The organism is Cellvibrio sp. QJXJ (assembly GCF_024452345.1).
In the GTDB taxonomy this organism is placed as follows: Bacteria; Pseudomonadota; Gammaproteobacteria; order Pseudomonadales; family Cellvibrionaceae; genus Cellvibrio.
Genome location: NZ_CP101662.1, coordinates 2,176,321 through 2,189,648, shown reverse-complemented (window position 1 = coordinate 2,189,648; position 13,328 = coordinate 2,176,321). Strand labels below are relative to the sequence as shown.

The 13,328-nt window shown below is 47.7% G+C and carries 15 protein-coding genes; 10 read left to right on the top strand and 5 right to left on the bottom strand.

From position 1 onward, the window contains the following. The first annotated feature begins 42 nt into the window (after positions 1 to 42). Positions 43 to 1,806, top strand: a complete 1,764-nt coding sequence (locus NNX04_RS09555) for a GGDEF domain-containing response regulator (RefSeq protein ID WP_261948266.1) — start codon at positions 43 to 45, stop codon at positions 1,804 to 1,806. Here NNX04_RS09555 and NNX04_RS09550 read toward each other — a convergent pair. Next, entirely contained in the window at positions 1,785 to 2,513 is a 729-nt protein-coding gene (locus NNX04_RS09550; protein WP_007643538.1) for a Crp/Fnr family transcriptional regulator, read from the bottom strand. The genes NNX04_RS09555 and NNX04_RS09550 overlap by 22 nt on opposite strands. 282 nt (positions 2,514 to 2,795) lie before the next feature. On the opposite strand from NNX04_RS09550, the gene NNX04_RS09545 reads away from it, so the two are divergent. Together NNX04_RS09545 and NNX04_RS09540 are read left to right on the top strand one after the other, a co-directional pair. Continuing rightward, the gene (locus NNX04_RS09545) at positions 2,796 to 3,221 is read left to right on the top strand and encodes a PRC-barrel domain-containing protein (RefSeq protein ID WP_007643536.1); all 426 of its coding nucleotides are present in this window, start codon (positions 2,796 to 2,798) and stop codon (positions 3,219 to 3,221) included. A gap of 56 nt (positions 3,222 to 3,277) precedes the next feature. Continuing rightward, a complete protein-coding gene (locus NNX04_RS09540) occupies positions 3,278 to 3,643 on the top strand; it encodes a BON domain-containing protein (protein WP_261948265.1) in 366 nt (121 codons plus the stop codon). Positions 3,644 to 3,916: 273 nt separating this feature from the next. On the opposite strand, the gene NNX04_RS09535 is transcribed toward NNX04_RS09540, so the two are convergent. The 4 genes from NNX04_RS09535 to NNX04_RS09520 all read right to left on the bottom strand — a co-directional run bounded on the left by NNX04_RS09535 (position 3,917) and on the right by NNX04_RS09520 (position 6,243). Next, on the bottom strand, positions 3,917 to 4,036 hold the full coding sequence (locus tag NNX04_RS09535) for a DUF3309 family protein (protein ID WP_441303068.1): 120 nt from the start codon (positions 4,034 to 4,036) through the stop codon (positions 3,917 to 3,919). A gap of 75 nt (positions 4,037 to 4,111) precedes the next feature. Beyond that, positions 4,112 to 4,978, bottom strand: a complete 867-nt coding sequence (locus NNX04_RS09530) for an OmpA family protein (RefSeq protein WP_198284794.1) — start codon at positions 4,976 to 4,978, stop codon at positions 4,112 to 4,114. Beyond that, positions 4,975 to 5,388, bottom strand: a complete 414-nt coding sequence (locus tag NNX04_RS09525; RefSeq protein WP_261948264.1) for a DUF4398 domain-containing protein — start codon at positions 5,386 to 5,388, stop codon at positions 4,975 to 4,977. Before NNX04_RS09525 ends, NNX04_RS09530 begins: the two co-directional genes overlap by 4 nt. A 30-nt stretch (positions 5,389 to 5,418) precedes the next feature. Beyond that, positions 5,419 to 6,243: a BON domain-containing protein gene (locus NNX04_RS09520; protein ID WP_261948263.1), complete on the bottom strand. Its 825-nt coding sequence runs from the start codon at positions 6,241 to 6,243 to the stop codon at positions 5,419 to 5,421. Positions 6,244 to 6,500: 257 nt separating this feature from the next. Here NNX04_RS09520 and NNX04_RS09515 point away from each other — a divergent pair, with 257 nt between their 5' ends. The 7 genes from NNX04_RS09515 (at position 6,501) to NNX04_RS09485 (ending at position 13,317) form a co-directional block, all read left to right on the top strand. Next, positions 6,501 to 6,878 carry a DUF883 family protein gene (locus NNX04_RS09515; protein WP_007643524.1) on the top strand — a complete coding sequence of 126 codons (378 nt, stop codon included), beginning with the start codon at positions 6,501 to 6,503 and terminating at the stop codon, positions 6,876 to 6,878. 51 nt (positions 6,879 to 6,929) lie between these two features. Next, positions 6,930 to 7,298 carry a phage holin family protein gene (locus tag NNX04_RS09510; RefSeq protein WP_151058936.1) on the top strand — a complete coding sequence of 123 codons (369 nt, stop codon included), beginning with the start codon at positions 6,930 to 6,932 and terminating at the stop codon, positions 7,296 to 7,298. Next, positions 7,295 to 7,570, top strand: coding sequence for a hypothetical protein (locus NNX04_RS09505; protein WP_151058934.1), 276 nt, complete (start codon positions 7,295 to 7,297; stop codon positions 7,568 to 7,570). Before NNX04_RS09510 ends, NNX04_RS09505 begins: the two co-directional genes overlap by 4 nt. 526 nt (positions 7,571 to 8,096) lie before the next feature. Continuing rightward, a complete protein-coding gene (locus NNX04_RS09500) occupies positions 8,097 to 10,745 on the top strand; it encodes a TonB-dependent receptor (protein ID WP_261948262.1) in 2,649 nt (882 codons plus the stop codon). A gap of 190 nt (positions 10,746 to 10,935) precedes the next feature. After that, a complete protein-coding gene (locus NNX04_RS09495; RefSeq protein ID WP_261948261.1) occupies positions 10,936 to 11,400 on the top strand; it encodes a hypothetical protein in 465 nt (154 codons plus the stop codon). 296 nt (positions 11,401 to 11,696) lie between these two features. After that, positions 11,697 to 12,458, top strand: a complete 762-nt coding sequence (locus NNX04_RS09490; protein WP_261948260.1) for a hypothetical protein — start codon at positions 11,697 to 11,699, stop codon at positions 12,456 to 12,458. Between the two features lie 259 nt (positions 12,459 to 12,717). Then, the gene (locus NNX04_RS09485; RefSeq protein WP_261948259.1) at positions 12,718 to 13,317 is read left to right on the top strand and encodes a hypothetical protein; all 600 of its coding nucleotides are present in this window, start codon (positions 12,718 to 12,720) and stop codon (positions 13,315 to 13,317) included. The last annotated feature ends 11 nt before the right edge of the window (positions 13,318 to 13,328 follow it).

The following is a 13,328-nucleotide window of genomic DNA, read 5'->3' as shown; positions in this document are numbered from 1 at the left end:
TTAACCTTGGTGCATCTTTTTCACTTCGGGTGATGTTTTCTCATGAAGAGTTCTGTGACCCATTTATTGTTAATAGAAAGCGATCCTGCCGATGCCAAGGTGATAAAGGATGCGCTGCATGACGACAGTGCTGCATTTGTCGTGGAGTGGGTAAAGTCACTGGCGGAAGCGTTGGAATACCTTGTTAACAATCCAATTGAAGTGGTGCTGCTGGATCTTGCCTTGCCCGACGGAAAAGGGTTGGGCGCATTCGATAAAGTAATTGCCGCCGCACCCGATGCGTTGATTTTGGTATTGAGCTCAGCGAGTGATGACGAATTGAGGCGTGCCGCTATGGAGCGCGGCGCCCATGATTATTTTGCCAAGGGGCATATAGATGCGCACTGGTTGCCGCGCGCGCTGAATTATATTTTAGAGCGCAAAGAATCGCGCAGCGCACTGAACGACAGCGAAGAGCGTTTTCAGGTAATGAGTGATGCATCGCCACTGGGCATTTTTCTATCCGATGCGCAAGGCGATTGCATTTACACCAACGCGGCCTATCACACAATTTCCGGGCAGACACTCGACGAAACCCTTGGCACTAATTGGACAGAAGCTATTCACCCGGATGACCGTCAACAAGCGGTGAAGGAGTGGCACGCCGCCGTGAATAAGCGTGAGCCATTTTTGGCAGAAGTACGGTTTGTGCGCAGCGACAATACCATGGTGTGGACCCGCTTAAATGCCGCAGCAATTAATAGCAAAGCAAATAAAAAAGCGCAGGGCTATGTGCAAATTGTTGAAGATATCAGTGATCGCAAAGCCATAGAAACTATTTTGCGCGTATCGGAAGATGCGTTGTTTGATCAGCAAGAGCGCGCGCAAGTAACGTTGAATTCGATTGGCGATGCGGTGCTCACCACTAACCTTGCCGGTAAAATCAGTTACCTCAATCGCACTGCAGAAACCATGACCGGCTGGTCGTTGAAAGAGGCATTGGGTTTGCCACTGGAAGACGTGTTTAAAGTGATAGATGCCGACTCCCGCCAACCACCGCCCAACCCGGTGCGGCGCGCATTAAAAGCGAATAAAACCATCAAACTGCCGAGCAATTGTTTATTGGTGCGGCGCGATGGTGCGGAAATTCCCATTGAAGACTCCATCGCGCCCATTCGCAATCGCCTCGGTGCTATTAGCGGTGCGGTCATTGTATTTCACGATGTCAGTGATGCACGGGCCATGGCTAAAAAAATTCTGCACATGGCGCAGCACGATGTGCTCACCGGTTTGGCCAATCGCACCCTGCTTACCGAGCGCCTCACGCGCGCACTTGGGTTGGCAAAACGCAAACAGAAAAAAATCGGTTTGTTATTTATTGATATTGATAATTTTAAAAATATTAACGATTCGCGCGGCCACGCCGTGGGTGACAGGTTGTTACAAATTATTGCGCGGCGATTGGAATCCGTTGTGCGTGTTACCGATACGGTATGCCGCCAGGGTGGTGATGAGTTTGTAGTCTTGCTAACTGAAATTGAACACAGTGAAGATGCCGCGCATGTCGCCGATAAAATGATTGCAGCCTTTGCTGCACCACAACAGATTCACGAGCAGCCTATTGCGGTCACCCTGAGTATTGGTATTAGCCTCTACCCTAATGACGGCAGTAATGTAGATGCGCTATTCCAGCGCGCCGATAGCGCTATGTATCGCGCAAAAATGTGCGGGCGCAATAATTACCAGTTTTATAGCAGTGGTGTAAATACACCACTTATTGCCGCCACGGATTCAGCGCCGCGGCCTCAGGCAAATACCAGTTCATAATCGCGTTTCAGTGTTTGGTAACATTCACAGGCAACTTTTTCCAATCCCTTTCGATCCACAATAATAATTTCGCCGCGATTGTAATTAATCAATTGGTCATTTTGCAGTATGCCTGCGGCAACAGTAATACTGCTGCGCCTTACGCCTAACATATCGGCCAGAAATTCCTGGGTTAAATGCAGCTGGTCGCTGTGAGTGCGGTCGTGAGTCATTAAGAGCCAGCGTGCCAATCGCTGCGCCACTTCATGAAAATGAATACACGCGGCGGTTTTTGCCAATTGCTCCAGTACTACATACACATAGCGATGTAATTGCGCCATTAATTCCGGTGAATTATTGAGCTCCCTGCGCAACTGTGCGGCGGTGATGCGCAAAGCGTGGCCAGTGCCTTGCACTAATGCGCGCATAGGTGCGGCACTCACGCTCAGGGAGAGGGTTGCGCCCATCATGCCTTCATTGCCGATTAAGCAAATTTCCAATGGCTGGTGATCTTCCACCAGAGTCAACAGTGAAATGAATCCAGTCAGCGGAAAAAAAGCATAGCGCAGCAGCTCCTGCGGTTCGCAGAGAATATCGCCAAAGGTGAGCTCTACGGTTTTGCAGTGTTGTAGCAAACGGGTGCGTACCGCCAGTGATAAACCATCGATTAAACGATTCCCACTCATCTGCAGATCAATAGGGTTTAGCTTGTTAGAAAGGTGATTCATCGATTAATCCTGCAACATAAAAATAAATAGTTGCACTCGCACGGGGCAGTGTCTCGCCAGTGTGTTCGTCAGCCAGACCGGCGTCCGTGCGCTACGGCACAAAGGGCGATTAACGGTTGCAGTAGCGCGTATTAATCAAATCTATAAGGGGGGTTGCGTACAGACGCTAAAAAAAATTAAGCCGATTATCAGTGCTCATCACACAGTATGGCGCGATTTTTTTTAAGTTTTGCTGTGTGTCTGCTACTGGGAATTTAATCCCTTTTTTACAAGGAACTTATTATGAATTACGAAAGTCGCGATACCTATGGCATGTATAAAACCGGTAACGGCAATGGCCCTGGACCCAGTTTGATGGGCGCGGAAACATTGGTCGGCAATGATGTCTATAACTGCCAGGATGAAGACATCGGCGATATTAAGGAAATTATGTTGGATATGAGTAGCGGCAAGGTATGTTATGCCGTTTTATCATTTGGTTCTTTCCTGGGCATGGGTGAAAAATTATTTGCTGTGCCTTGGACGGCGTTAAAACTCGATACCGAACATAAACGTTTTATTTTGGATGTCACTAAAGATCGGCTGAAAGATGCGCCGGGTTTTGATAAATCCGATTGGCCGGATATGGCAGATAATAGTTGGTCGAACGACATTCACACCTATTATCGCACCAAGCCATTTGATAAGGCGCAACGCAGCTACGAATAACCGTCTTTGTTAAAGGGCACCTTCAATTCTGGAGGTGTTAACGCGAGGTTTATATTATGAAAGAATCCTATCAATCCTATGTGTTTATGGGCCTGCTAAGTTCTCTGCTCATTATTAGTTTTAGCGGCTGTGAAAAATCGGAAGGCGTTGTTGATTCGCAACAGTCAGTTGCTGATGCCAATCAATCCAGTCTGGATGAGGGGCAAAAAGCGTTTGATATGCAGCTGGCAAAAAAAGTGGAGCAGGCAATTGCGGATGAAGAAGCGTTGAGCGAATTTGTGATTGCAGTTATGGCGACCAATGGTGTAGTTCAATTGTCCGGTGAAGTAGAAACCCGTGCGGAGCACGATTTAGTCGTGAAAGTTACGCGGGATGTGGACGGTGTGGATCGCATTAGTGATTTGCTGCGCATTAAGCAATAAGGGAATTAAACAATAAGGGAATTAAACAATAAGGAAATTAAGCGCGGTCGATAATTTGTCGGCCGCGTTACAAGGAATAACCCTTATCCAGTGCAAGCAAACCGATAGTGATAACCGCCATCAGCACAATAATGGTTATTACCAGAATGCTGCGAGGGTAGCGGTTAAATAAACTTTGACGAAACATGTTTGGCTCCAGTGAATACGCTTGGGTTAAATGAAGAGCGACACAGTAAAACAGCGCCGTGGTTGTCACACCACGGCGCTGTTTTTTTATATCCGGCCCATGAGGACCAGAATTAGTAGAATAATTAATACCAGCCCCAAGCCGCCACTGGGGCCATAACCCCAGGAGCGGCTGTGCGGCCAACTCGGTATGGCGCCAATAAGCATTAACACCACAATAATTAATATAATTGTTCCTAAGGTCATGACGGTTACTCAACAAAAAAGTGATGGAGTGTTGGTTTACGGGTTGGCAATAATCACTTCCACGCGGCGATTCAGTGCGCGCCCGGATGTTGAATCATTGCTGGCTACCGGAGAATTTTCTCCCTGGCCAACCGCTGTCAGACGGTTAGAGGCAACGCCCTGTTGCAACAAATACTGTTGTACGGAATCGGCGCGGCGCTGTGACAGCGACTGGTTGCTGGATTCGCTGCCCACGCTATCGGTGTGGCCTTCAATAATCAGCGTGCGCTCAGGGTATTTATTGAGAAAACTGGACAGCTTGCTCAGGTTTGCAAAAGCATTGCCTTTTAATTGCGAATTGCCGGTTTCAAATAACATATCGCCCAAGGTAACCACCAAACCACGCTCGGTTTCTTTTGCATTTAGCTCGGCAATTTCGCGGCGCAGTGCGTCGCTATCATCGCGTGCGGCTTCTGCATCGGCGCGCGCTTGTTCTGCTGCATCAAGAGCGCGATCTGCTTCGCGGGTGCGCGATTCCAAACGTTCACTGTCGCGGCGTTCGCTCAGGCCGGCACGCTGGTCTTCCAGTTGACGGGTCTTGGCTTGCGCCCAGGCGACATCCACTTCACGTGTGGCAACAAATACCAGGTGATCGGATTTCACTTTGTCTTTCATCGGTACTTCGGCGGCAGTCACTGCATCATCTGCTTCACGAATCGCAACCGACACCCGGCTCGCCAGAGCGGGATCATTTTGTAATTGCACCAAACGCTCGCGTGCAGCAACTGCACCGCTCGGGCTTTTAGGAGAATTTGCACAGGCGGCCAGAATAAGTGCACTGCCCAGCGCCATGATCAGTGGTTTGGATAAATGCAGACCGCGTTTGGTTTGCGCTTTTAAGTTCATCGACGTTGATAATTTCATTGTTGTTCTCCACTGGTGCGTTGCATTTCTTCTTTAAGAACACGAATATTTTTTTGCATGTCAGCATTAACGGCTTCTGCCTTGGCTAACTCTGCTTTGGCTGTTGCGAATTTAATGCCGGCACTGGCTTCCACCGCCAAACGTTTTGCCTCTTCCATCTCTTCATTTAAAACGGCAGTGCGTGCAGCCGCTAATTTGCTGCGCGCTTCTTGCAGCTCTGGCAGTGCATATTGTGCAACCCGCGCTTGTTCAGCATCGATCATGGATTGTTCAGCAGCGCTGATTTCTTTGGTGGGGGGTGGGGTGGAGGCGCAGGCAGTTAAGAATAAAAAACCTGCGAGCAATGCGATAAATGAGGTGCCTGGTTTTAACCAGCTCGCCATTTTTTGGGTGACTGTTGAAGTTGTCATAAGCTTACCTTTGGGTGAATAAAATGGGGTTTAATTGGTTAATGTTTTTGCTTGTACACTTTTAACGCCACGCACGTTTTCGGCTAATTCAACTGCCAGAGCGCGCTCCACACCGGTATCCAATTTTCCGCTCAGCGTTACTACGCCAGCATTAGTAGTGACTTCAATATCCGAGCCTTTTACATTGCTTGAATAGAGCAGGGTGGATTTCACTTTGGTGGTGATCCAGCTGTCAGAAATAACATCGCCTACTTCTTTAGTGGATGCTTTTGCCATGCCGGTTATGCCGGGTGTTTTATTGATAACTAATTTGTTTTCTACCGCGCGCACACCGCGTGTATCTTTGGCTAAACGGCCAGCGAGTTTTTTCGCTTCTTCAGTTTCGGCATTGCCTTCCAGCGTCACCTTACCGTCCAGCGTATTCACCTTAATGGATTGACTGTTGGTGTATTTGCTCCACAACAGTTTGGATTTAATAGTGCTGGAAATTGCCAGGTCATCCATTTGATCGCCATAGCGGCGTTCACTTTTGGTGGGCTGGTAATCCGCGCGCACATCAATTTTATTGTCTACATCTTTTATGCCGTTGACACCCATGGCGATGGCGGTTGCCAAATCTTTATTTACATCTTCTTCCACTGTGCCTGTGAGCGTTGCTTTGCCATCCACTACCGATACTTTTATATCGTTAGCGCGTAAATAAGGGCTGAGTGCATAGGTTGTCCAAATTTGACTTTCTTGTCGTGCGTTAGTGATTTCCTGCTCCGGGGTCGCCGCCATGATAAAACTGCTGATAGTCATAGACGCCAACAGTGCGATAGAGGGAATAAATAATTTTTGTAGTGGCTTGTTCATGGTGTTGCTCCAAAATCCCTAGCGGGAAAAATTACGGGTTTACTGCGTTGATGTTTTTTTGTAATTCGCGATAACTGCTGTGATGAGCAAGTTAGCATTGAGGTAACAAAGTATCAGTGCGTTAGCGAACAGACTTGGGGAGGGGGGCTGGATACTATGAATACAGGTTATAGCGCCTACTGGATTGAAATCGGTACACGGGAACAGCCTTTAAACTTACCTTTCTCTTTATACTCTTTATGTAGCAGGAATTATTTATGCAAAATCCATCTGGTATTGGATCTTCGTCAGGAAACAGTAAAGCAGTTGATACACATGCGGCTCCAGCACAAAAAGCAGAAGGCTCTAGTGGTATTGCGCACGAATTTCAAAGTTTTGTTGCAGATATAGAAGACTTGATCAAAGCAACCACCAATCTCACCGGTGAAGATTTACAGCGCGCCAAAGACAAAGTGAATCAACGCATCACTGCCGCGAAAGATGCAGCGACAGAAATGGGCGAAACGGTGATGAATCGCGCTCGTAAAACAGCGGAAACTACTAATACCTATGTTCATGAGCAGCCATGGAATGCCATTGGTGCCAGTGCAGCGGTTGGTTTGTTGTTGGGTTATTTGTTGGCGCGTCGCAATTAATTAGTGGTTGTTACTTGTTAATTCTTGAGCGTCAAACCCGGGAGTAGAATTTTGGAAATTATCCAGCGTTTGCGCGCTTCAGCGGCAATAGTGCTTGTGCAGATGGAACTGCATGGGCGGCTCGCGGGTATTGAATGGCAGCAGGAAAAAAATCGCTTACAGCAAATGCTGGTCTTCAGTGTGCTGGGGCTGGTTTTTTTTACTTGCTGCCTTTTTTGTATCGGGCTTTTGGTCATTACATTAGGTTGGCCCACCGCCTACCGTTTGCAAACCATCGCTGGTGTGATTGTGTTTTATGCAGCAGGAGCCACCATGTGTTATCTGCGCTGCAAACATTTTTCTGCCCAGGGCGCCAATGCTTTTGCAGGAACTCGCGCTGAAATAGCAGCGGATGTCGCGTTGATCCGGAGTCAGCTATGAATGAGCCAGATAGCGTCACCACCAGCAAACGGCAGCGGCAAATGCAGCAGTGTATTGTGTTGCGGCGACAATTGGAGCAACAGCGCCAATTGCTCAAGCAGCAGTGGTCTCCCGTGGATGCACAAGGCGAGCCGCTGAATAAAGCGCAGTTCCCGCGCAGTGCCACCATGCGGTTTTTAACCCGCAGTAAACATTCCTCGTTGCTAATACTATTTGCCAAGTGGCAACTGGCGCGTCATTTTCCAAGTTTGGTGTTTTGGAACATCAAATAATCCCCGCCGCTTTTTTGCGCCCTGATTTATTGATTTCTGGTGTATTACTTTCTGGTGTATTACTTTCTGGTGTATTACTTCTTGGCTTATTGTTTCCTAGCTTACTGCTTCCTAAAAACAAAAAGGGCGCATGCTATTCCTGAGTGAATAGACCGCGCCCCTACCTCTTTTATGACTTCGTTCAGCCCTAGGGCTTTTATTGCCGGGTGTTAAAACTCGCGATGCGCCTGTTCAGCCTGCTTCAACTTTTTGGCCTGATGTTTCTCTTTGGCGGTTTTGGTCGCGGGCTTTTTGCTTTCTTTACGTTTATCCTGACTTTTACTCATGATGCTTCTCTCCGGTTGGTGGATCTGAGTACCGCTCTTTAAGCCTAGGCCTTTTCTGGCCAATAGCGAGCATTGTTTTTAATTCCCTTCCCGGCTTCACTCTTGACACATGGCGGCGATTACATCATATTGACGTATAAATATGATATATGCGTCATATTTAATAATAAAACAATCGAGACGAACGCGAGGCTTTAGCAATGAAATACAAAACTCCCGAAACCCAAATATCCAAAGCCAGCTTGCTGTTTGCGCTGGGGCTGCTCGGCAGCATTAGCTGCGTTCAGGCACAAGAAGCCGGCGCTGTTGAAGAAGTTGTTGTAACCGGCATGCGTGCATCCTTGGAAAAAGCGATCGCGGTAAAGCAACAAAGCACCAAGGTGATGGAAGCCCTGGCAATGGACGATATTAATGCGACGCCAGCGGTCACTATCGCCGAAGCATTGGTACGCCTGCCCGGTATTAACGGTTCACGCGACCGCGGCAATGAAAGTCAGGCCGCGATTCGTGGCCTTGGCCCACGCATGGTATTAGGCACCGTAAATGGTCGCGAAGTGGCCAGCCCCGAGCCGGGCCGTGCTATTCGCTACGAGCAATACCCCTCCGAGTTGGTATCTGCTGCGGAAGTTTACAAAACCCAGTCAGCAGATCTGGTGGAAGGCGGCATCGCCGGCACCATCAACCTGAAAACTATTTCGCCTTTGTCGCACACCGGCCCTACAGCCACCGTGCGCGTAGGTTTGCAGCACAATGAAAGCGGCGAAGACGTTCCGGATTACGATCCGCTGGGCAATCGCATGAGCGCCGCTTTTGTACACCAATTCAGCGACACCTTTGCTGTTGCGATTGGCGCTTCCACCCAAACCCAAAAGAATGCCTATGGCTCAATGCAAGGCTGGGGTTATAGCGATAGCGCGCTGGACCTGGATGGCAACGGCACCATTGGTACTACCCCCTGGGGTGTTGCCGGTGAGGTGAAAAAACTCGACACCGACCGCGAAGGCATCATGAGTACCTTTGAGTGGCAGGCCACCGACGCGCTCAACGTGAAATACGATGTGCTCTACACCGAATTTGCGATGGATGAGCAGCAAAACCAAACCTGGGCGCAAGACATTGGCACACCACCTTCCGGTGAAGGTTGGGGCCTGGGCGATGCAAACGGCGATGGCGCGGTAGATAACCCGATGAGCAACGTAGTAATGCAGGGTAATCGCGCGGTAGCCGGTACGTTTAATGGTTGGGAAGGCACTATGCGTCACGTGATTGCCGCCTACCAACAGGAAAACAGTGGTGTCACCCAAGGCTTGAAGTTCAGCCACACTGGTTTTGACAACTGGCAGATCGATGTGGATTTCTCCCACTCTACCGCTGAGCGTAAAAACTACTGGAATGCGATTTATCTGGATCAATACGCCGAAACCTGGAGCTTTGATACTCGCGGTACACCGTCAATTTCAGCACCTGCTGGCTCGCCGTTGTTAACCCCAGAAAATGCTTCCTACAACTGGATTGGCAATGTCAACGAAGGTTCAACCCTGGAAGACGAATTGCAAAGTGCGCAGTTTGATATCAAACGCGATTTGGATGCCGGTCACCTGCGTTCAATCAGTTTTGGTGCGCGCACAGCAGACCGCGAGAAAGAAGTTATCTGGACTGATTTTGAAATGGGGCGTGACACCAACAACGATGGTGTATCCAATGACAGTGACGATAACGGTATACCAGTGGTATTCCCTGAAGGTTTCCTCAGCTCTTACACCCTTGGCGCTTTCGACACTATTCCCTTCCTGAATGCACCGTCTTACGCCAAAACCGCAGACGTGATTTTTGGTGGCGTTGATTATGATTCGGCGGACGTTAATGCAGATCGCTACTGGAAAGTAGACGAGCGCAACGATGCGGCCTACGTGAAGTTGGATTTTGAAGGCCAACTGGGCGGCTTGGACTACAACGCCAACATCGGTGTGCGTCAAGTTGAAATCAATACCAAGAGTTACGCATTGAACGGCGAATACATTGAAAATGATTATTCCAAAGCATTGCCAAGCGCCAACTTGAACCTGGATCTGGACGATACCCGCAAACTGCGTATTGGTGTCGCCCAAGCGATTTCCCGTCCACCACTGGATGAGTTGCGCGCAGGCCAGTACATCAGCGCTATTGAAAATGGTTCATCCGGTGGTGCAGGTAATCCAACGTTGGATCCCTTTACCTCTGATCAGGTTGACGTATCTTACGAGTGGTACTTTGCTCCCGAATCATTGGCGGCATTGAGTCTGTACTACAAAGACATCGACAACTACATCGGCAACGCGGTAGTGGGTACTTTCCAAAATGAAAACGGTGTGGACTTTGACATCTATGGCCCAGTAAATGGCAACGGCGGTTACGTGCGCGGTGCGGAAGTGACCTTCCAAATGCCGTTTGAATTCCTGCCGGTAGAAGGTTTTGGTGTTTACTCCAACTACGCGTTTGCGGAATCCAACATTGAAGAGTTCGCACCGTCCAACAACCCACTGCCCATGGCAGGTTTGGCAAGAGACACGGCAACCTTGGACTTGTGGTACAGCAACTACGGTATCGACGCACGCTTGGGCTGGAAATATCACTCCGCCTACACCAGCGCCTTTACTTGGGACAGTTACGACCTGACCACACTTGATGCGGAATTAGGTGTTGGCTTCAGCCTCGCTTACGAAATTAACGAGAACTACAACGTACGCTTCCAGGTTTTCAACCTGACCAACGAGCCGCTGCGTTTAACCCAAAACAACGAGTCTGCCAACCTGAAACGTTACGACGACTACGGCCGCAGCTACCTGATCGATTTCACTTGGAAGCTCTAAGCCCCGCTTGAAACAATTGCAATGCCCTTTCCCTTGCGGCTACTTCGGTAGCCGCTTTTTTTTGCCTGCGATTTACGTTTGTGGATTTTGCTGGAGTGGTCTTTAATTCAGTGCTTGTAGTAAGTCGCCGCAAACTGCATTAGAAAGAATATCCGGTGGTAGCTGTTTAATAGATTGTGAGAGCAAAATCATGAATCGAATTATTTTTATTATTGTTCTACTTTACTCTTTCGCAGCTAGCGCTGAAGAAATCATTGCCGTAGTTGATCTCAAGTTTGTAAGGGACACAGGTGAGGTCGCATCCACTCTTTGTTTTGATAATGGGAGTGAGGAACAAAACTGCGGAACCTGGGCGACATTTTATCTCTTTGACGCTCGCGTAAAAAAAGTTGTATCCGGTGAACTCAAAGCACGCAGATTTCATGTATGGCTTGGTATTCACGCGTTAAAGAAAGGCAATATTAAAAACATGGTGGCAAAGTTAAGGCCGTTACCACCGGAGCATGAAGCTGCCTATCAAATTATAGGGTGGGGAGATAAGAGGGAGTTGTATTGTTTCGAGGCTAAAGAGAATGAAACCTACAACACCAATATAAAATCGGAAGGTGCAAATATGCAGTGCTATGGCGATGAAGCGAATAATTCTAATAGGTAGCACGTAGTACGTAGGTTAGGCAGCCATGCCCAATAATAATATTCAATATCAAAAAATGTTGGGCATTACCGCCCAACCTACATCAAGAACTATCTTTAGAATTTGACCGTTACACAAAGCTCAGCTGCTTCTATTTCCATATCCATGCAACTGTACTTCACAAAACCCACCCCACAAAAACCTGAGCCTTGCTCGGGTTTTTGTTTGTAATCTGCACGCATTTGTTTTTACGGCTTTGTTATAGAGTCAAAATGTGTCTGGTGATAGTGTTTGTGTTCAAATAAAGGGAAATAATTATGGATCACACAAATATATCGACGCCAGCTAATCAGATTTCATCTGTCAAAACGGTAAGGTTTTCGAATCGGCCTATTTATGGAAAATTTTCCATTGTGTTGCTGGGCGTGATTTTTATTTCGATCCTTCCTTACTATGTGAAGGTTTATAACACTCCTGAAATTGTTTCGGCCACATTTATAGTGCATTCCATTTTGTATTTGGGCTGGTACATTCTATTTGCTGCTCAATCTAATCTTGTTTCGTTGGGCAATTTTTCTGCGCACAAAAAACTTGGCTACATGAGTGTGGCTCTGTTTGTTTTTTTAATTATCAGTGGCGTTGAAATGCTAATAGGGGTTATGGCTGCCTATGATCCCAACTGGACGGGTGGGCATGTATACTCAAGGGCGAGTTTTGTGTGGGGTATTTTGCACACGCTATTCAGCTTTTTTATTTTTTATATCCTGGGTATTTTTTTTAGGAAGCAACTACAACTTCATAAGCGTTTTATGCTGATGGCCTCGTTGAGTATGGTGTCCGCTTCTGTAACTCGCGTTGCTTTTTTGCCATTTATTCCCGTTGAGGGCACGATTTTAACGCTAGTGGCGACCTATGCTTTTTTGCTTACGCCGATGGTTATAGATCGCCTTGCGTTCAACGCTATCCACCCTGTATTTAAATGGTGCGTTCCCATTTATGTTGTTACGCAAATAATCTGTATTGGAATATTGCCCGCCACTGAAATCGGCCGAGCTATTGCTTTTCCTTTGCAGTTTTAAAACACCCGAGGTTGGCTCGGGTATTTTATTTATGCGGTTTTACTGATCCCCCCCAAAAAAAGAGAAGTGGCCTTGCGCCCCTTCTCTTTTTTTTGCCCTGCACCGGGTGATTAGACCTCTCCTGGCTGATCAAAAAATCTACAAAAGCCTATTAATAATATAATTATGATATTGTATGATGCAGCGTCTGCTGGTACTTCAGCTTTTGATGCTGGCAGTTCGTTCATGCAGTTCAACCATAAATATAAATAAGGAATAGATGATGAAAAAAAGATCCCCCCTAATCTTGTCGCTGCTGTTGAGTTCCGGTTTTGCTACCGCTGGCCCGGTGATGTACAGCGAAGATTTCAATGCAGATTTACCGGCCTGGGAGAGCAACTGGCTCGGGCTTAATTCCAACCTCAGCAATTACTTTATCAATGACACCAGCTATCGCGGTATGCCGTTGGATGGCTTGTGGATCTCCGATGGCGACAATACTGGCAATGCGGACATTGTGTTTGACGCTGGTTTTGGCAGTGGCATTTCTCACTTCTCCATCGACCTCGCGACCTGGACTGAGGGTTATTGGTTTGTAGCGTTTGATATGGCTGACCACTTGATTTTCTCCTCGCTTATTACCGCGTTTGACGATGCATTTTTTAATCCCGCTAGCTATCAAACCCTCAGTTTTAGCAGCAGTAATGGTCTGAAAGGTTTTTCTATTGTGGGTGATTACGTGGAGGGCGATGTGGCCATTGACAATGTGTTGGCAACCATCGGTGGTAGTACCAGCAAGGTGCCGGAATCCTCCTCATTGATGCTCTTGGTCCTAGGTCTACTGGGCTTAGTTTTCGGCCGTACCCACCATCAACAGTGATATCAACTAAC

Bases quoted from the DNA above. Each gene is read 5' to 3' on its own strand.
- NNX04_RS09555 (WP_261948266.1), top strand. From the start codon at position 43: ATGAAGAGTTCTGTGACCCATTTATTGTTAATAGAAAGCGATCCTGCC.
- NNX04_RS09550 (WP_007643538.1), bottom strand. From the start codon at position 2,513: ATGAATCACCTTTCTAACAAGCTAAACCCTATTGATCTGCAGATGAGT.
- NNX04_RS09545 (WP_007643536.1), top strand. From the start codon at position 2,796: ATGAATTACGAAAGTCGCGATACCTATGGCATGTATAAAACCGGTAAC.
- NNX04_RS09540 (WP_261948265.1), top strand. From the start codon at position 3,278: ATGAAAGAATCCTATCAATCCTATGTGTTTATGGGCCTGCTAAGTTCT.
- NNX04_RS09535 (WP_441303068.1), bottom strand. From the start codon at position 4,036: ATGCTTATTGGCGCCATACCGAGTTGGCCGCACAGCCGCTCCTGGGGT.
- NNX04_RS09530 (WP_198284794.1), bottom strand. From the start codon at position 4,978: ATGAAATTATCAACGTCGATGAACTTAAAAGCGCAAACCAAACGCGGT.
- NNX04_RS09525 (WP_261948264.1), bottom strand. From the start codon at position 5,388: ATGACAACTTCAACAGTCACCCAAAAAATGGCGAGCTGGTTAAAACCA.
- NNX04_RS09520 (WP_261948263.1), bottom strand. From the start codon at position 6,243: ATGAACAAGCCACTACAAAAATTATTTATTCCCTCTATCGCACTGTTG.
- NNX04_RS09515 (WP_007643524.1), top strand. From the start codon at position 6,501: ATGCAAAATCCATCTGGTATTGGATCTTCGTCAGGAAACAGTAAAGCA.
- NNX04_RS09505 (WP_151058934.1), top strand. From the start codon at position 7,295: ATGAATGAGCCAGATAGCGTCACCACCAGCAAACGGCAGCGGCAAATG.
- NNX04_RS09500 (WP_261948262.1), top strand. From the start codon at position 8,097: ATGAAATACAAAACTCCCGAAACCCAAATATCCAAAGCCAGCTTGCTG.
- NNX04_RS09495 (WP_261948261.1), top strand. From the start codon at position 10,936: ATGAATCGAATTATTTTTATTATTGTTCTACTTTACTCTTTCGCAGCT.
- NNX04_RS09490 (WP_261948260.1), top strand. From the start codon at position 11,697: ATGGATCACACAAATATATCGACGCCAGCTAATCAGATTTCATCTGTC.
- NNX04_RS09485 (WP_261948259.1), top strand. From the start codon at position 12,718: ATGATGAAAAAAAGATCCCCCCTAATCTTGTCGCTGCTGTTGAGTTCC.